The following is an 18,724-nucleotide window of genomic DNA, read 5'->3' on the forward strand; positions in this document are numbered from 1 at the left end:
CGGATTTTGCAGTAGTCTGAGTACCTGTATCGTTAGAAGGTGCGTTAAAACGTAATGGTTAGTCCGCCATCCACCGTCAGCACCGAACCGGTGATGTAGCCGGCATCCGGCCCGGCCAGGAACCAAGCCACCCCGGCGATCTCTTCGGGCTGGGCTGCCCGTTTCAGCGGCAGGTGATCGTACCGGATATAGTTATCGGTGAACCACTCACTTGCCAGCTCATTTTGGCCATCGGCTTTGATCGACAGGGGCGTATCGACAAAACCGGGCGCAATGGCATTGGCCAGGATGTTTCGGGGAGCCAGCTCGATGGCCAGGGAGCGGGTAAGTTGCGTCAGGGCCGCTTTGGCCATGCCATAGGCTGAACTGCCAAAGGCCACCCGGTGGTGGTGAATGGAGGTGATATGAATGATACGGCCACCGTTGTTCAGCAGGGGCACCAGCGCCCGGCACAGGTGAACCGATCCATAAAGCATGACTTGCAGGGCAGTATCCCAGGCCTGAAAATCCGAGCCGACGACAGGCAGATTCTGCGCGATACCGATGCTATTTATAAAAGCGTCGATCCGGCCGAAGTCCCGTTCCACGGTTTCGGTCAACCGCTGAATGTCTGTGCTGCTGCGGGCATCCAGCCGGAGAGCCTGATGCCCTTCACCCGGCAGGTTTTGCCGTGTTTCTTCGTACTGCGCCGGGTCGATACCCGTCAGCAGTACCTGCCAGCCTTCGCGGGCAAACCGTTCGGCGGTGGCCTTGCCAATTCCCGAACTTCCGCCCAGCACAATTACTTTTTTTCTCATCAGCGTTCTTCTTCACCGTAAACATACAGAGATTATCCATTGTGCCGAAAAGGTCGACCGACTTCCACAACTGGTCAGGTTCGAGTAGCTTTGGATAGGTTACCCACGGGCATGAAGCTGGAAGTAACAGTCTACAATGATCGTTTCTGCGAACTGGGGTAATATACCCTATCTGCATTGATAGGCATTCACCTAGTACCGTTCAGACTTCAGGCCGGTAGACCTTGCCTTTGTTATATTTTGTTCCGGTCGTTGCTTTTAAAAAGGCAATGGCTGATCGGGCTTTCGCTCGAACTTCACGGAAAAACTGTTTGATAAAGACAGTGCGAAAAATGTTTGGAGGTTACTGAAAATCAGTATATTTAGCTGAAAATATTTCAAAGGTAGCCTTGTATGTGCCCCACATTGGGGTTCTGGTTTAAAAGAGTTAACTCGTTTGATAATATAGAAACAAGAGATTTACTGTGTTTGAATAATGCAACTCTGGAACCTGGAGCGGGCCCGTCACCTGCTCACGCGCACGCTCTTCGGTTATACCCGGACTGATCTCGATCAGGCGCTCTCATTTACGTCTGCGGCCGACTTTATCCAACAGCGTCTGCTGGCGGAAGAACCCCTGCCGGAGCCACCCGGCAGTTGGGTCAGCGAAGCACCCGTACCCAATAACCCGACTGTAGATGGGAACCGTTACCGGGACTTCACCTTCTGGTGGCTCCAGCGTATGCTCTCGGAGCGGACCAGCATGCGTGAAAAGATGGTTTTGTTCTGGCATAACCACTTTACGTCCGAGCGGGATAAGGTGAATTTTCCCCAGCACATGTACCAGCAGCAGGCGCTGTTCCGGCGCTTTGCTTTTGGTAACTTCCAGCAGTTAGCCAAAGAAGTGACCATTGATCCGGCCATGCTCATCTATCTGGATGGTCGGCTCAACAACCGCAATGCCCCCAACGAGAACTACGCCCGTGAGTTGCTGGAGTTGTTTACGCTCGGTATCGGGCAATATACCGAAACTGACGTTAAACAGGCCGCGCTGGCGCTTACCGGCTGGCGGGTCGAAGGCCTCAACGCCAGTTTTAACAAAGCTTCTTTTGCCGATTCGCCAAAGACCTTCCTGGGAAAGACCGGCAACTTTACCTATAGCGATATTATTGATATTGTTTTTACCAAAGAGGCCTGCGCTGAATTCCTCTGCCGAAAGCTCTACAAGGAGTTTGTCTATTACAAACCCAACGAGGCTTTTGTTAAAGAAATGGCCGCCGTTTTGCGCCAGGGCGGCTATGCGCTGAAACCCCTGCTGGTGTTTCTATTTACCTCCGAGGAGTTCTACCGGCCCGATTACCGGGGTGCCAAAATCAAGTCACCCACCGAACTGCTGATTGGAACGCTGAAAGCCCTGAACATTACTAACCCCGACTGGGGGTACATTGCCGAAACCGGCCGCATTCTTCAGCAGCAGTTATTCAACCCGCCCAATGTGCAGGGCTGGGTAGGGCAGCGCGACTGGATTACCTCTACCACCTTACCCCAGCGGGGGAGTTTTTCCGATTCGCTCATCAACGGCCGGCGGGCTAATGGCCAGCGTCTGCCCTTTATGGTCGATGCACTGGCCTACGCCCGCAGCTTTGCCAGTGCCGAGAAAGCTCGTCTGTTCGTCAGCGATACGACCCAATACCTCCTGCAGACTTCTCTCAGCGCCCAAAAGCTGGATTTTATGCTGGAGACGCTGCTGGACGGTACCACCGTGGAGAACTGGTCGACCAACACGCCGATGGCGGATATGCGGATTCAAAAATTTCTGCGCACGCTGATGCGCCAGCCCGAATACCAACTCTGTTAAGCCCATGAAACGTAACGAATTTATCCGCCGGTTGGGTCTGCTCTCGGGTGGGGTAGCGTTCAGCCTGCAGAATATGCCCCTGCGGGCGTTTGCCTACAACCCGCTGCAACTGGCGTGGGAAGCTACCAACGGAAGCATTCTGGTGCTGGTGCAGCTTTCGGGGGGCAATGATGGGCTCAACACGGTAGTACCCTACCAGCATGACACATACTATGCCAGGCGGCCGACATTAGCCATTCCCAAGACTCAGGTGCTACCCATAACGGATAAGTTGGGACTCCACCCGGCCCTGAAAGCCCTGCGGGAGCTCTACGATCAGGGAAAGGTATCGCTGGTGCAGAACGTAGGCTATCAGAACCCCAACCGCTCCCATTTCCGGTCTACGGACATCTGGCTGTCGGGTTCAGCCGCCGATGAGTACTGGACCGAAGGGTGGATAGGCCGGTATCTGGCCAAAGCGTTCCCGCAATTCCCGATGGTGTTGCCTGAGCAGCCGATGGCTATTCAGATTGGGTCGGCGGAGTCTATGCTGACGCTGAGTCAACTCGGATCAACGGGGGTGGTATTTGATAATCCGGAAGCCTTCTACCAACTGGTGAAAGGAACACCAGTCGAAACAAATACGGCGCTGGATACGCCGGCCGGCGATGAGCTTAGGTTCTTACAGCAGGTAGCGGCACAGTCTGTTCAGTACTCAGAGATCATCAAAAAAAAGGCCGATGCCGGCAAGAACGTTATTACCTACCCCAATACCGGTCTGGGTCGGCAATTGGCCATTGTGGCCGGGCTGATTGCCGGTGGTATGCAGACCCCGGTATACCTGACCACCCTAGGCGGCTTTGATACCCACGCGGGGCAGGTAAATACGGGCAACGTGACCAGCGGGGCGCATGCAAACCTGCTGCAAACGATGGCCGATGCCCTGGCAGCGTTTCAGAAAGACCTCGACCGGCAGGGACTGGCTAACAGGGTGACGGTTATGACCTTCTCGGAATTTGGCCGGCGGGTAAACCAGAACGGCACCACGGGTACTGACCATGGTACGGCGGCCCCCCTGTTTGTGGTGGGCAATACCGTACGGGGTGGGCTGGTGGGTTCGGCCCCTAACCTGAATGATCTGGATAGCAACGGAGATCTGAAGTTTACCAATGATTTCCGGCAGGTGTATGCCAGTGTGTTGCGGGACCATCTGGGTGTAGATGCGGCTACGACTCAGCGTATTCTGGGTCAGGAATTTGAGACCCTGCCTATTTTCCGGCGCACCTCAGCACCGCTGGCTTCAGCCGATGGGGTGGTGCTGGAGCAGAATACGCCTAATCCCTTCCAGGATGTCACCGAGATTCTGTATTCCCTCAGTACGGCACAGTATGCCCGCTTGTGCCTGTACGATATGCAGGGGCGGGAGCTAATGGTGCTGCGGGAAGGACACCACGACAAAGGGGTATATACCGTTCAGTTAACGGGTTACGGGTTGGCTCCGGGTTATTACCTCTATAGCCTGCAAACGGATGCCGCCCGGAAGGTGTTGCGCCTGATTAAAGCGTAAATACGGCAATGGTTACCTGTTGATTGGGTTCAGGTGCCCGGCAGACCAGACACGGAATACCACCGGTAGTTGCCTGGGGGAGGAAAGGAGATAAGAGAGAGCCGAACAGCCGGGAGAATGGTGACTACCCACCATTCTCCCGGCTGTTCAGGTAATGTGCGTTTTACTCTTTCACGCGCTTGGCGGTAGCGTCGAACATGCCCAGCAGGGAGCCTTTCAGGTCGTCATCGGTTATCTTCTCCAATGCAATATTTACGTCGTAACTCTGTGCGGTGAAATAGATGGTAATCTTGTTGGCTTCTTCCTCGATTTTTTCGATGGGGATGGCCTCCGGATTCTTACCGGTCGGGTCTTTCAGTTCACCGGTGAGTTTACCGTCTTTGCGGGTCAGATTGGTTACAAATTTGGCGTCGCCATTGGGCGTTCCTACTACGGTAATCTCCCATTTGCCGGCAAAGAAGTCGGCCAGCGAAGTTGTTTGTGAAATGCCGGTAACCGCAACACCCAGCAGCAGAACGAAGAAAAAGAAACTTACTTTTTTCATGATTGAAAAGGATTTGACTTGAAATGAAACAGGTGACTTTTAAGATAGTGGGGGAGCCAACCACTTCGGAGCCCCAAGTGATAAGCAAAGGTAAAAATATAGCTTTTTATTGTCTAAAAAATAGACAATAAATTTTTGGGTAGTATCTTCGCTTTATGCAAACTCCCAGTGAGCAAAATTATATTCAGCAATTATCGATTGACTGTGTCATTTTTGGCTATCAGGACCGGCAGCTTAAGGTTTTAGTCCCCAAACTCAATTTCCGGGGGGATTTCTGGGCGCTGCCCGCCGGCTTTATCGACCAGAACGAGAGCATTGATGAGGCCGCCCACCGCATACTCGCATCCCGAACCGGCATCAAAGACATTTACCTGGAGCAGTTTTGGGTATTTGGCGACACGGGGCGAACCAACAAACCGTTCCTGGAACGGTTGATTGAATTAAACGAAGAAATCCTGGGGGCTAAACGGTTCAATCAGAAAGAGTTTGAGTGGGTAACCCGGCGATTTATTTCGATCGGGTATTACGCGCTGGTCGACATCAATAAGGTAGTACCGCAGAAGCAAGAGATTGATGCGTCTATCGGCTGGTATCCCATTAAACAATTGCCACCGATGATCATGGACCATAAGGAGATAGTGGCCAAAGCGCTCGATACCCTGCGGTTGAACCTCGACAACAAGCTGATTGCTTTTAACCTGCTGCCCGAAACGTTTACCATGCGGGAGGTGCAGGAACTGTACGAAGCCATCTATGACAAGCCGTTTGCCCGTAATAATTTTCAGAAGAAGATTCTGGACATGAATGTGCTGGAACGGCTGGAGAAGAAATATACGGGCGCGGCAAACAAGGCACCCTATCTGTACCGGTTTGCGCGGTAGGAGTGGGACAATATACGAGCGGCCGGTATTCCGTTGAGGATACTGGCCGCCCGTATATTGCCTGGTAGCTAATCGGGTCTACTTTTCAACATAATCCAAATCTTTCTTAAAGGTCTCTTCCAGGTAAGCAAGGGCAAACAGGGCGACGGCCAGGGTTATGGCTCCTACAACCAGGGCGCTGGCAATGGTTCCCAGCGACGGCTTGAACAGGGTAAAGAGCCCAGCCAGGGGGATAACGGCTCCCCGCACGAAGTTGGGCACTGTGGTGGCTACCGTAGCGCGGAGATTGGTGCCGAACAGTTCGGCGGCAATGGTGACGAACAAGGCCCAATACCCGTTGGCAAAGCCGAGCAGCGTACAGATTATGTAGAACGCCGTAATGTCTTTGACCGGTACCAGCAGGTATACCACGATAAATACCGCCGACAGCAGCACAAACAGCAGGATCACTTTCTTCCGACTCTTTAGGTACTGACTTAAGAAACCACTGGCAATATCACCGAACACCTGCCCTGTAAAGGCCAGCATGACCGCTTTACCGGCCACCACCGGCTCCGACAGACCCAGCGCCTGCCCGAACTCAGGGGAGAAGGTGATCAGGATTCCCACCACGAACCAGATCGGTAGGCCGATCAGAATGCATTGCAGGTATTTCAGAAAGCGAGCCTTGTTATTAAAGAGCATCAGCAGATTGCCCCGCTGCACGTTTTTCTCTTTAGCCCTTACGAAAGCAGCAGATTCAAACACATTGATCCGCAGTACGAGCAGCATCAGCCCCAGGCCACCCCCAATGAAGTATGAAATGCGCCAGTCGAAAAGGTCGGCCATGAAGTAAGCCAGAATGGCGCCCAGTACGCCCATCGTCGCCACAATAGTGGTACCATACCCGCGAATTTCTTTCGGCAGCACCTCCGTCACCAGCGTAACGCCCGCGCCTAATTCCCCGGCCAGGCCCACCCCGGCAATGAACCGCAGCAGCGCGTACTGCCCCACCGTATTTACCAGGCCGTTGCCGATGTTGGCCAGTGAGTAGAGCAGGATAGAGCCGAACAGCACAGATAAACGGCCCCGTTTGTCACCCATGACCCCCCAAAGCACACCCCCGATCAGCATGCCGGTCATCTGCATGTTGAGCAGAAAGATACCGTCGGACAAAAGCGCGTCGCCGGTTACGCCAATGGCTTTGAGGCTGGGGACGCGCACGACGCTGAACAGAAACAGGTCGTACATATCGACCAGGTAGCCGAGGGCCGCAACCATGACCGGTATCGTTAACAACTGTCGGATTACGCTGGGTTGAACCGTGGTATCCGGGCGGGTGACAGGTTGGTTAAGCATAAAGAAGTGAAATCATCGCTTGGTTAAAGGGCCTGCTATAGTATCCGGTACGACATACGGTGCCCGGTACTTACGGGTGAGCATGGCGTTGGCTTCCTTATCGCCGATGAATTGTTCCTTCTGCGGATCAAACTTCAGCGTGCGGCCCAGGCGGTATGAGATGTTGCCCAGGTGCGCAATGCCCGATGCCAGGTGTGCCGTTTCGACGGGCCCGTTCAGCAGCTTCTTGTCATGCGCCCGCACGGCGTCTAGGAAGTTCTTGTAGTGATCACCGCCGGCGTTGCGGGCGGGTCCCGGCTGCCGGTCGCGGCCCAGGTAGATCTTGTAATCGGCATAGCCGTTGATGACCATATAGCCTTTATCGCCGTAGAAGATGTTGCCTACCTCGACGCCGTCTTCCTTGTTGGTCATCCACGGGCGCACCTCGAACTGGATCACCTTGCCTTCTTTGGGATACTTGTAGGTGGTCGTGAGTACTTCCGGGGTCTCCTTGCAGTCGTTCCAGAGGAACTTGCCGCCGGAGGAGGAGATTTCTTCGGGCAGCCCTACGTCAAGACCCCACATGCAGAGGTCGGTTTCGTGGATACCCTGGTTGCCGATGTCGCCGTTGCCGTAGTCCCAGAACCAGTGCCAGTTGTAGTGCACATAGTTTTTGCTGAACGCCCGCGCTTGCGCCGGACCCTGCCACAGGTCCCAGTTTAGGCCTTCGGGAACGGGCGAGTTGCCCTGGTTGCCGATGTCAGGACGCCACTTAAACACCAGCCCCCGCGCCATATACACGTTGCCGATAGTGCCGTTGCGCAGGTGCTGAATGGCCTCCTTAATAGCCTCTGAACTGCGGAGCTGAACGCCATGCTGCACAATGCGATCGTAGCGCTCGGCGGCTTCGATCATCCGGCGGCCTTCGGTGAAGGTATGCGAACCGGGTTTCTCGACGTACACATCCTTACCGGCCTGGCAAGCCCAGATGGTCGCCAGCGCGTGCCAGTGGTTAGGCATGGCGATGCTGACGGCGTCGACTTCTTTGTCGTCGAACACCCGGCGCAGATCCTGTTCGGTCTTTACCTTCTTGCTGTATTTGGTTTCGAACTCCTTCGCCCGCTCCTGTAGCACTACATTATCGGCATCGCACAGGGTAACTACCTCTACGTTATTCGCCTGGTGACGCATGTAACCAGCGATATGGTCTTTCCCCCGTCCGTTAACACCAAGGACTGCTACCCGGATGCGGTCATTAGCACCGAACACCCGCGACGGAATGATGGTCGGCATCACGTTACTGCTGCCGATCAGGGGCGCATTGCCTGCCGTGGCCATAGCGGGCACGGTAATGGCGGCCAGGTAGCCACCCGTCGCTTTCTTCAGGAACTCTCTTCTTGAATCGTGTTTGTCTTTCATGGGAGGGTATAAGGGTTTTTATTTAAGACGTTGGACGCTAGACAATAGATGTTGGACTACTCTAACGAACAAAAACTTTGGTAACCAGCTATTAGTCTAACGTCCAGTGTCCAGTGTCCAATGTCTAACGTCTAACATCCAACGTCTTCCAATCTCTAAATCAAAAAAAGTGTTAACCCTACTTGCCTGGTCGGAAAAGCTTATAAGCGGGGCATGGTTAAGCCGCCGTCGACCATGATCACCTGTCCGGTAGAGTAGGGGAAGTCACCGCGTGCCAGAGCTGCTACGGCTTTACCCACATCGTCGGGGTAGCCCCAGCGTTTCTGCACACAAAGACCGCCTTCAATGAGCCGGTCGTACTTTTCGGTGACGCCCGCCGTCATATCGGTTTTGATAACGCCCGGCCGAACTTCATAAACCGGGATATTAAATTCACCCAGCCGGGCGGCAAAGAGCTGCGTGGCCATGCTCAGTCCTGCTTTTGCTATGCAGTATTCGCCCCGGTTGACGGATACGACAGTCGAGGAGATGGACGATACGTTGATGATGCACCCGAAGAAGTCATCTTTTGTCTGTTGTTGCTTAATCATCCAGTTGGCGGCTGCCTGCGTCAGAAAGTAGGCTCCCCGCAGGTTGGTCGATATGACGTAATCGAAGCTTTCTTCCGTTGCTTCCAGAATATCCCGACGTTCCTTTGGGGCAACGCCGGCATTGTTGACCAGCACGTTCAGTTGCCCGAAATGATTTTTAATCTGTGCCAGCATCGTTTCCCGCGCTTCGCGTGAGGCAATATCGCCCTGGCAGTAGATAACCTCGGCACCTGATTGCCGCAACTGGTTCAGGGCTTCGGTAACCGATTCCTCTGGTCGGACACCATTAATGGCGAGGTCGAAACCGTTTTTTGCCAGGTGTTCAGCAATACCAAACCCAATACCCCGGCTACCGCCGGTGACAAACGCTATTTTTTTCATGGTTGGTGATTGTGTTTAGCGGCAAGGGGCTTGGGGCAGGGGGTAAAACCAAAACCCCATGCTCCCTGCCCCAAGCCCCCTGCTCATAGCTCCGGTACGTCAACCCAGCAGCGTTTTGCCCAGCTTTCCAGCCCTTTCTCAGCCAGTTGAACGCCCTTGGCCCCTTCGTACAGTGTCCAGGGGAACGGCTCATCTTTCACTACATGCTTCAGGAACAGTTCCCATTGCGCTTTAAACGCATTGTCGAAAAGCTCCTGCTCCGGAACCTTCGCCCAGCCTTCGAAGAACTTGATCGGCTGCTCAATATCCGGGTTCCAGACGGGTTTGGGGGTATTGCCGTAATGCTGAATATAGCACTCGCGCAAACCGGCCACGGCGGAGCCTTTGGTACCGTCGACCTGTAAGGTCAGCAGGTCGTCGCGCCGAACGCGCACGGTCCAGGATGAGTTGAACTGGGCGATGATGCCGTTTTCCAGCTCGAAGGTAGCGTAGGCGGCATCGTCGGCGGTACATTTATAGGGACGCCCCTGCTCGTCGATGCGCTCCGGAATGTGGGTGGCACCCAGGCAGGAAACGGCTTTTACTTTACCAAACACCTGGTCCAGTACGTAGCGCCAGTGGCAAAGCATATCCACAATAATACCCCCGTCGTCTTCCTTGCGGTAGTTCCACGATGGCCGCTGGGCCGGAACGGTATGTCCTTCAAACACCCAGTAGCCGAACTCACCCCGCACCGACAGGATTTTGCCGAAGAAGTCATTCTGGATCAGTCGCTTCAATTTCATGATGCCCGGCAGCCAGAGTTTATCCTGCACCACGCCGTTTTTCAGTCCGGCGTCTTTGCAGAGCCGGTACAGTTCCAGCGCGGTTTCGGTGCTGACGGCCGTGGGTTTTTCGCAATATACGTGCTTGCCGGCTTCTACGGCTTTTCGTACGCCATCGGCCCGGCGGCCGGTCGTCTGTGCGTCGAAGTATATACTATTGTTCGGGTCGGCCAGGGCTTCATCCAGGTTAGTAGTGAACTTCTGAACGCCGGACTGTTCGCACAACTGCGCCAGCTTATTGGCATTGCGGCCGACCAGAATCGGGTCGGGCATGATCACTTCATCGGCACCCACTTTTACGCCACCCTGTTTCATAATGGCGGCAATGGAGCGCAGCAGGTGCTGGTTGGTACCCATCCGGCCGGTTACGCCGTTCATGATGATACCTACGTTGTGTACGTGCATGGGGGTAAATTAGGTTGGTTATTATGAATGGTGCAGGTACGCCTGCTTAATTTCTTCAAGAAAAACGTGCTGGTCTTTGGCCCAATGCGTGGTCGAAAAGATTTCCACCTCATTGAAGCCGTTGAAACCGGTTGCTTCGACCCAGTGGCGAATCTGCGGGACGTTGATGCAGCCTTCGCCCATCAGGCCCCGGTCGAGCAGGAAGTCGGCAGTGGGCGTTTTCCAGTCGCACATATGGAAGGCGTACAGATTGCCGTTCCGGCCGCAGCGGGCAATCTCCTGCTCCAGTGCCGGGTCCCACCAGAGGTGGTATACGTCTACCGCCACGCCCACCCAGGGTGAGTTGATGGCTTCGGCCATATCGTTGGCCTGCGCCAGGGTGTTGATGGCCGAGCGGTTGTCGGCATACATCGGGTGCAGGGGCTCAATCGCCAGCTTTACCCCGGCCGCTTCGGCCTGGGGCAGCACGGTCATGATGCCATCCTGAATTTGTCTGCGGGATTCGGTCAGGGGCTGGCGCGGGTCGGCTCCGCAGACCAATACAATAAGGGGAGCGCCCAGTTCGGCGGCCTCTTCGATGGCCCGGCGGTTATCGTCAATGGCTTCCTGCCGGCCGGTTGCGTCGGCGTTGGGGAAGAAGCCACCCCGGCAGAGCGAAACGATTGTCAAGCCGGCATCGCGGAGCATTTGCCCGGTATGGCGGATGTAACGTCCGGCGAGGGTGTCGCGCCAGACGGTGATGCCGCCAATACCCATCTTCGAGTAGTGGATAGCAGCTTCTTCAATGGTCCACGGCTTGGTGGTGATGGTATGCACACAGAGCCGCGATAGGTCGGTCAGGGGGTTGGCGCTCATTGTAAGGCTCCGAAAAAGGTGTAATAAGGGTCTTTGTTAATGATACGCTGGAGATACAGCGCTACTTCGCGGGCGTGGTAGTCGCCCCACATACTCGATTCCCCGTACGGTATTTTACTGCTTTCGGGCACATAATCCCAGCCGTTCGGACGGTGGTAGATCGAGTGCAGCAGCAGGCCCTGGTGATTCGGATCGGTGCTGAGGTAGGGTTCGTCAAGGATGGTGTTTAGTACTGTCAGACCCGCCTGCCAGTACCGCTGACCGGCTTCTATATCGCCTTTGCGAGTCAGATACCGGCCCAGCCGCAATAGGCCCTGCGCTCCGATGGCAGCCGCTGACCCATCTACCGGTTCGTGTTCGTTGAACGGATCGGCCGGGCGGCTCAGGTAGTCGCCGAGTTTATAAAGGTTAGGGGCACCGGTATCCCAGTAGGGAACACCGTCGACGGGTGTATGCTCGATATAAAAGTCGCAGGTGGCACGGGCGGCTTTCAGCATATACGCTTCGATGGCCTCGCGGCCGCCGAAGAAGTCCAGTTCGCTGTCGTCCAGCGTGGTCAGGAATTCGAGTTCTTCGGGGAAGCCGCACATGGCCCAGGCCAGCCCGCGGGTCCAGGTCGTAAAGCCGGAGTAGCCCTGCTGCGAGTTGGGGCAGCGGAAATTGCCGTCTTTGGTATTGAATATACTTTCGTGGGCGGTACGGCCCCAGATGTCGTAGGAGTCGCGGCCTTCGCCGTAGAAAACCGAGTAGTCGGCGGTGGCTTTGATGTGCTGTAAGGCCCGGTCGAGCAGATTGATTTTTACGTCGTTCTCTGCCTGAAACACGTGACCCAGCCGGTGGCTAAGCATCAAGGCCCGGCAGGAGCGGATGGTATCGACAAAGAGGGAGTGCGGGCCGTTGAAAGAGTGAATGTAGCCGCCAGTCTTGGTAGTGGTCCAGCGGCTGGCCTGCACGGCTCCGGAGATTTTCAGGGCCAGTTCGTAAAAGTTCTTTTCCCACTCATTGAAGCCAACCTTGCCTTCCTGCATCAGCCGCAGCAGGTTGCCGTAGGTGCTGACGTTATTGAACCCGTGATCATGAACACCGATGTGGCTGATGTGCGGGGCCATGACCCGGAGCGTCTTCTGCCGGCCCGACTCCAGAAAGGATTCGTCTTCGGTGGCGTCGTATTGCAGAATGGCTGAGCCGAACTGAAAGCCCTGCGTCCACTCGGTCCAGCCGCGGGTAGTGTACCGGCCTTGTACGGTAAAAACAGGTGAGCCTTTGGAAACGTCGTACTGGCTCTCGATCAGTTGAATTTTTTGTCCGGATAGCTCCCAGAAGCGGGCGAGTTTTTTGGATAAATCGGCAGATTGTAAGGCGTAGTCGATCTGAATCATTCGATGGAATCTGACAAGGTGGTTGGTTGCGGCAAGCGAACAATGAACAGCCGCCCGGCAGAGGAGCGGCTGTTCATATACCACTAAAGAGCAGATGTCATCGACTTTTTACTTATCCATCCGGTGGCTTATCCATCACGCGGTAGCTAATTTTTCCGAAACGGCGCTGGGTACAGGAATTCGCTGGGTGCGGTATTTCAGCAAATTAATTACCTCCTCGTCGCTTTGAAACGTGCCGTTGATATTGACCACATGCCGGGCCAGTACATCGTAGCGTTTGTTCATCAGGTAAAAGAAGACCTTCAGGAAGTCCAGCCCGTCGAATACCACCGCCTTGTTTTTGGCGTAATTATCGATGGTTTTTAGGAAAAAGCCGGGGTGTTCGGTCCAGTGCATGGCCGGGCGGCAGTGGTGGCTAATGTGGTAGCCGTCGTTCCAGCACTTCTTGTTGTACTTGACGTTGATGCAGGTGATGCTGTTCTTGTACGGATTGCCAGGGTCTGCCGGGTCCACAAACGAGTGCTGCGTCCAGTTGCCCAGCATGGTAATCAGCCGGAAAATGAAGAAGGGAATGATAAACACGACCAGCGTAGCCGGGAAGTTGACCAGGCCCAGCACCAGACAGAGGGCGTAAAAGCTTAGTTCACCAATCAGGGTTTGCCGCGCTACTTTCTTCCGGTTTTTCCGATCGAGGTAGCCCAGCAGCTCCTTCAGGCCAAGAATCATGAAATTGGCGTAGTAGCGGAAGAACTCCCGCAGACTATCCCGCTTGTAATCCATAGTGCTGCTGCCATCTTCCGGCATATTGTTCTCCACATGGTGCATGCCGATATGGTGGCCGTAGTATGTCTCCGGGCTTTGCCCGAAAAACGGCCCCACTACCCACGGCAGGTACTGGTTCATGAATTTGTACTCCGACTTAAAAAACTGGCGGTGATTGGTGCAATGGAACATTAAGCCAAACGGCCCCTTGAACACCAGATTGTTCAGCACCAGATACACACCGGCAATGGCCCACCAGACCCAGCCCGTGACAAACGGCATGTATAGCAGAATACCCAGGGGGATTAGGGTCAGCGTAATCTTAAGCGTTAAATAGGCAAAGGGTAAGTCACGTTCGTCTTTAATAAATCGTAAAAAAAATTGGTCTAATCCAGTAAGTGGCTTGGGGACAAAAACAGGGTCATTCAGCGTTGAGAGAACTTTCATAAGATATCCAGGGGTAAAATGAACGTACTAGGTAAACGAAATGTAAACCGGAATTGCATTCCGTTTTCGGGTTAATTATCGTGTAGCCCGGAATGTAATTCCGGGCTACAGTCATAGCAACCCATCCAGCCTTTTGACTACCTGAATCATGGAGCGGACGGTATGGTAATTGATCTTCCAGGAATGGCTCATGTGCGTCCAGATGGGTCCGGTGCCTTCGCGGTTCATCAGGGGCCACCATTCGCCGATATGGTGGAGAATCATCTTATCAAAGACAAACCGGTGAACATTCTCATAGGCGCGGGCAAATTTTTCGTCGCCCAGAAAGCGGTAGGCATCCAGAAAACCGATTAAAACTTCGGCCTGCTGCCAGAACTCTTTTTCGCGGTCGTAGACGGCACCGGCATGGGAGCCTTCCACAAACACGCCGCCAAACTCCCAATCAACTCCATTATCGGCGGCATGGTTGAACGATTTTATTAACTGATCCTTGTAGGTGGAGTAGGAGATACCCAGCACCTCAAGGGCGTGGATGAGCAGCCAGGCAAACTCGGCGTTATGGCCGTAACTGGTGTTGTCTTCGGCTTCGTGCTTAACGCCGTCTTCGGTGAAGCGGTCCCAGCCCCAGATGATGTCGAACTTGATCTGGGGCGCTACCTGCCAGTCGGGCCGGAACTGCGGAATGCCGGTGCCGTACTGCGGGTGCATGATCTTGCGGACCAGGAGCTCGATTACTTCCAGCAGCTTACGCCGGTGTACTTCCTGACCGGTACACACATACAGGGTGGTGTAGGCTTCCATCAGGTGCATGTGTACATCCAGTGTTTTGCGGTCGCCCCCTGCCGGGCCGGGGCCTTTCAGGGTCCAGTCGCGGTGAAACATCTCGAAATACCCGCCGTAATGCGTATCGGTGGCGTTTCTCTGGAGCAAGTCGAAGACTTTTCCGGCGTAGTCGATACCCCGTTGGTCGCCGGTGGCCAGGGTGTATTCACTGAGGGCGTAGATGGCGAAGCTGTGGCCGTACACGATCTTTTCGTCAATCAGCACCTCGCCCCGGCGGTTGGTCATCCAGTAAAAACCAGCATGTTCAGGGTCCCACATCCGTTCCAGCAGGTAATCGGCACCGTGCCGGGCGAGGTCGGCGAGTTCGCCGTTGCCGTAGCCGGCGCGGTGCGCCGAGGCAAAGGTGTAGAGGCAGCGCGTCTGGGCAATCAGTGACTTTTCGTCTTCGCCAGTGTCGTGTCCGTGCTGGTCGAAATGGGTGATATAGCCGCCGTTGTGCTGGTCGATGCAGCGGGTGGTCCAGAAGGGTAATAGCTCTTCGGTCAGGTGTGTGTATACCTCCTGCCGGAGCTGGTGAATTTTGTCCTTGTCCATGCGGGCAAAGAGGGAGTAGCAGGTTCAGGATAATAGGTTGTCGGGATTAAAGGTAAATAAATACTTTTTCTGAACCTATGAGAAAGGGGGTATTTGCCGCAATTCGGTTAGGCAGTGGTGGGGGAGGAGTGAGCGGGCTTAATTCAGGCGCCGGCGTTCGGCTTCTACCAGCGGAATCATATGGTCCAGTTCAGTCTTAAACACCTCCCAGGAGTGAGTGATGGCTGTGGAATCGGCATTGCTCTTTGCCAATGCCACCAGCTGGCGTAGTTGGGTTTCCAGATGGGTGAGGCCAACCATACCCAGCCACGGGACAAGCTTATGGCCCATGTCGGCTATTTCTTCCCGGTTCTGCGACCGTACAGCGTTCTCCAGGACCGAAAAGTCGACCAGTACTTCGTCGAGAAACATATCAAGAGCGATCAGGAGCATACTGCGACTGTCGCCATGCAACTGGTACAGCCGCTCGTGGTCCAGTTCCCGCTGTGTGTTTTTAGGAAATGGGGGCATACAAGCTTACAGATTTATGGGTTGGCAGCTTAGGCAGGAACGCGCCGGGTGTATTTAGCAATTTTCTGAAACAGTTCTTTGGGGTTGAACGGTTTGGTGACGTAATCATTGATGCCGGCGCTGATTGCCCGGTCTTTGTTGCTGTAGGTGGCCGAGGCCGTCAGGGCAATAATAGGCGTTTGAGAGCCGGCCTCCCTGATTTTTTCTGTGGCCGTATACCCATCCATAATTGGCATCTGAAGGTCCATCAGGACCAGATCATACCGGCCCGCCAGAAATTTCTCCAGCCCGATCAGACCGTTTTCGGCTACATCCACCTCGATTCCCCATTTACCCAGGAATTTCAGCGCTACGTTTACGTTGACCGGATAATCTTCGACCAGCAGGATTTTGACCCCCTTCAGCGTCTGCTCGTTCAGCGTATCAACCGGGTTGAAGTTCTGTTTGATAGCGGTGCCGATCGGGAGCTTGAGGGTAAAGAAAAATTTCGCGCCTTTGCCTTCGTCGCTTTCCAGTTCAATAGTACTGCCGTGGAGTTCCAGCAGTTTGCGGGTAATGACCAGGCCCAGGCCCGTACCGCCGAATTTCCGGGTGGTTGCCGAATTCGCCTGGGTGAACATCTCGAAAATTGTGCTGTGCTTTTCTTTGGCGATACCCACCCCGGTATCCTGCACCGAAATTTGCACATTAGCGTGTTCGGCGGTTTTGCGCTGCAGCGATAGTTCGATGGTGATGGTGCCGCTGCGGGTAAATTTATTGGCATTCGACACCAGGTTGGATAGTACCTGACCAATACGCAGGGGATCGCCCAGCAGGGTATCGGGAATATCGTCGTCCAGCATCAGCCGGATCCGGTTGCCGTTTTCCTCCGCCTTCAGTTGGTGAGCCCGCTTGATGTTCGAAACAAGCTGTTTCAGGTCGAAGGGAATCTCCTCCAGGTCGACCTTGCCGGCTTCAATCTTGCTGAAATCGAGAATGTCGTTGATCAGCGCGTATAGGTGTTCAATGGAAAACTGGAGCGTATTGAGGTTTTCGGCGATGCTGGGGGGCACCTCCTCCTGGAGCATAAGGTAGGTCATGCCAACGATACCGTTCAGGGGAGTACGAATTTCGTGGCTCATCATCGACAGAAAATCTGATTTGGCCTGGGTTGCCTTTTCGGCTTCTTCCTTGGCCGTACGCAGTTCGGTTTCTACTTTTTTCCGTTGCTCGATCTGCCGCTGCAGGTAGGTTACCAGACCAAGTAGGTTATCATCCGGATCGGCATCTAGTTTGTCGGCGTCTTCGGCGCTCTCCATCGACCGGATGGCTTCAATCAGCTTCTCCACCGACTGCCGGCGCTGGCTGATTTCTTCTTTCAGCCGCTGGTTAATATCGGCGTACTGGCGTTCATTCATAAACGAGGAATGTTCGAAAAGCTCTTTGTCCCGGTCGAAATTATGGTACGATTCATTGACGGCTTTGACGAAGTTCTGAAAACGCTCGTGCTGCAGGCATTCTTCCGACAGATACTTATTCATCTGCCTCGATAGCAGTTTGTGGAGAGTAGCGGTAGTCATCGATCAATTTTCGGAGAAGACGGTGACGGTCATGGTTTGGTTATGCAGTTCACACTGCGCATTGGGCGTCAACGGGGAAATTTCGCCGTAGGAGTAAAAGCCGGTCATCACCGGCTTGTCGCCGAATATTTCACGGGCGGCCTCTACTTCTTCTTCGGTCCGCTGACCGAGTACCAGCTTCCGGCCGACGCAGCTAATCAGAATGGCCAGTTCGGGGGTAAAGCCCAGTTGAGTCAGTGACGTATTAGCCGCAGTGGCCGAGGCATCGACCAGCCGGTCGAGGTTGGCGGTCATAAACCGGACCAGCGCTCCTTTAGGCATATCGCCGGCGAAGGTCATACTTTTAGTTATTTCATCGATAGACAGAATGGTACGCACCAGCGGCTGTGAGTCGGCTGTGGCCCGCATCGACAGGGGGAAGAGCAGGGCGGCACCAGGTAACCGGTCGGCATATTTGCCCAGGTACGCTTTGTAGAGGTCCAGGGCTTCCTGGTTGTCGATCTGAAACAGCACGTTATACTCCGATTGGGTTACTTCCCGTTCCGGACCGAATACATCCCAGCCACCAACCGACCCATGACCGATCCGTAACTGATTACCGTACAACCCCACGCCTACAATTTTGCCTACGGTCGGATTCTGGTTGAGGCCCACCAATGTTTTTTCGAACCGGGCGGCATCGCCGGCCAGGCCACCGGTTATCGGTACATTTCGTTTCAGGTGCTGATTCAGGGCTTCGGTCAGGTCGCTGCCGTTTACGCGGCCACCGTCAGAAATGATAAAGATGCCGGATAAATTATCGGCGTCCAGGGCCATAGCCATCTGTAATCCGGCCTGGTAACTTTCGGTATAATTGTTTATGTCGATCTGGACTGTGCGTATGTTGGTTTTTTCAAACTCAATGGCGGTTACCACAATCGAATCGTCGTTGATCTGGTTCTGGTAGATTTCGCCGGAAGTGGAATTGATGATAATATCGGCGGCCGGGTACAGCTCGCGCAGGTAGTCGTATACGTTTTCTGTTTCGAGAAGTTTGCGTTCTCCGAAAGCCAGCACTAGTTGAACCTGGAGAGGGCTAAAGCCCGGTGTTTCAGAAACAGGCCTCCATGCCTGATCCTGAAAAACAGATTGATTTATTTTCATGGCAGCGCGGTGTTATCTACCTGGTAGGGTTTTGAATGCAATTTATATTTTTGATTTATTTTTTTTAGAAATTGTAGAAAATAAATTTATAATAATTTGCTAATGGTTATAAAGGGGAATCGATGTATACCTGTCTGCATCGGGTAATTTG

At 54.2% G+C, this 18,724-nt stretch carries 16 protein-coding genes; 3 read left to right on the forward strand and 13 right to left on the reverse strand.

From position 1 onward, the window contains the following. Positions 1 to 44: 44 nt before the first annotated feature. A complete protein-coding gene (locus tag ABD931_RS11510) occupies positions 45 to 797 on the reverse strand; it encodes an SDR family NAD(P)-dependent oxidoreductase (protein WP_345267131.1) in 753 nt (250 codons plus the stop codon). Between the two features lie 475 nt (positions 798 to 1,272). Between ABD931_RS11510 and ABD931_RS11515 the strand changes: the two genes are divergently transcribed. Both ABD931_RS11515 and ABD931_RS11520 read left to right on the forward strand, forming a co-directional pair. Next, the gene (locus ABD931_RS11515; RefSeq protein WP_345267133.1) at positions 1,273 to 2,634 is read left to right on the forward strand and encodes a DUF1800 domain-containing protein; all 1,362 of its coding nucleotides are present in this window, start codon (positions 1,273 to 1,275) and stop codon (positions 2,632 to 2,634) included. A gap of 4 nt (positions 2,635 to 2,638) precedes the next feature. After that, on the forward strand, positions 2,639 to 4,180 hold the full coding sequence (locus ABD931_RS11520) for a DUF1501 domain-containing protein (RefSeq protein WP_345267135.1): 1,542 nt from the start codon (positions 2,639 to 2,641) through the stop codon (positions 4,178 to 4,180). 163 nt (positions 4,181 to 4,343) lie between these two features. On the opposite strand, the gene ABD931_RS11525 is transcribed toward ABD931_RS11520, so the two are convergent. Next, the gene (locus tag ABD931_RS11525) at positions 4,344 to 4,724 is read right to left on the reverse strand and encodes a hypothetical protein (RefSeq protein WP_345267137.1); all 381 of its coding nucleotides are present in this window, start codon (positions 4,722 to 4,724) and stop codon (positions 4,344 to 4,346) included. 155 nt (positions 4,725 to 4,879) lie between these two features. Here ABD931_RS11525 and ABD931_RS11530 point away from each other — a divergent pair, with 155 nt between their 5' ends. Then, positions 4,880 to 5,605 (forward strand): NUDIX hydrolase, encoded by a 726-nt coding sequence (locus tag ABD931_RS11530; protein ID WP_345267139.1) that lies wholly within the window; start codon positions 4,880 to 4,882, stop codon positions 5,603 to 5,605. Positions 5,606 to 5,683: 78 nt separating this feature from the next. Here ABD931_RS11530 and ABD931_RS11535 read toward each other — a convergent pair whose 3' ends face one another. From ABD931_RS11535 to ABD931_RS11585, 11 genes are all read right to left on the reverse strand, one after another. After that, a complete protein-coding gene (locus ABD931_RS11535) occupies positions 5,684 to 6,943 on the reverse strand; it encodes an MFS transporter (protein WP_345267141.1) in 1,260 nt (419 codons plus the stop codon). Between the two features lie 12 nt (positions 6,944 to 6,955). Beyond that, a complete protein-coding gene (locus ABD931_RS11540) occupies positions 6,956 to 8,341 on the reverse strand; it encodes a Gfo/Idh/MocA family protein (protein WP_345267143.1) in 1,386 nt (461 codons plus the stop codon). Between the two features lie 200 nt (positions 8,342 to 8,541). Continuing rightward, complete coding sequence (locus ABD931_RS11545; RefSeq protein ID WP_345267145.1) at positions 8,542 to 9,312, reverse strand: 3-ketoacyl-ACP reductase; 771 nt, start codon at positions 9,310 to 9,312, stop codon at positions 8,542 to 8,544. An 83-nt stretch (positions 9,313 to 9,395) separates the two neighbouring features. Beyond that, positions 9,396 to 10,541, reverse strand: a complete 1,146-nt coding sequence (locus tag ABD931_RS11550) for a Gfo/Idh/MocA family protein (protein WP_345267147.1) — start codon at positions 10,539 to 10,541, stop codon at positions 9,396 to 9,398. 21 nt (positions 10,542 to 10,562) lie between these two features. Further along, positions 10,563 to 11,396, reverse strand: a complete 834-nt coding sequence (locus ABD931_RS11555; protein ID WP_345267149.1) for a sugar phosphate isomerase/epimerase family protein — start codon at positions 11,394 to 11,396, stop codon at positions 10,563 to 10,565. After that, entirely contained in the window at positions 11,393 to 12,775 is a 1,383-nt protein-coding gene (locus ABD931_RS11560) for a glycosyl hydrolase (protein WP_345267151.1), read from the reverse strand. Before ABD931_RS11560 ends, ABD931_RS11555 begins: the two co-directional genes overlap by 4 nt. A 135-nt stretch (positions 12,776 to 12,910) precedes the next feature. After that, the gene (locus ABD931_RS11565) at positions 12,911 to 13,984 is read right to left on the reverse strand and encodes a fatty acid desaturase family protein (protein ID WP_345267153.1); all 1,074 of its coding nucleotides are present in this window, start codon (positions 13,982 to 13,984) and stop codon (positions 12,911 to 12,913) included. 111 nt (positions 13,985 to 14,095) lie between these two features. Beyond that, positions 14,096 to 15,361: an AGE family epimerase/isomerase gene (locus tag ABD931_RS11570; RefSeq protein WP_345267155.1), complete on the reverse strand. Its 1,266-nt coding sequence runs from the start codon at positions 15,359 to 15,361 to the stop codon at positions 14,096 to 14,098. Positions 15,362 to 15,499: 138 nt separating this feature from the next. After that, positions 15,500 to 15,871, reverse strand: coding sequence for an Hpt domain-containing protein (locus ABD931_RS11575; protein ID WP_345267157.1), 372 nt, complete (start codon positions 15,869 to 15,871; stop codon positions 15,500 to 15,502). A gap of 29 nt (positions 15,872 to 15,900) precedes the next feature. Beyond that, the gene (locus ABD931_RS11580) at positions 15,901 to 17,430 is read right to left on the reverse strand and encodes an ATP-binding protein (protein WP_345267159.1); all 1,530 of its coding nucleotides are present in this window, start codon (positions 17,428 to 17,430) and stop codon (positions 15,901 to 15,903) included. Positions 17,431 to 17,433: 3 nt separating this feature from the next. Continuing rightward, positions 17,434 to 18,573 carry an FIST signal transduction protein gene (locus tag ABD931_RS11585; RefSeq protein WP_345267161.1) on the reverse strand — a complete coding sequence of 380 codons (1,140 nt, stop codon included), beginning with the start codon at positions 18,571 to 18,573 and terminating at the stop codon, positions 17,434 to 17,436. Positions 18,574 to 18,724 lie beyond the last annotated feature (151 nt).

It is taken from the genome of Nibrella viscosa (genome assembly GCF_039541875.1).
GTDB lineage: Bacteria > Bacteroidota > Bacteroidia > Cytophagales > Spirosomataceae > Nibrella > Nibrella viscosa.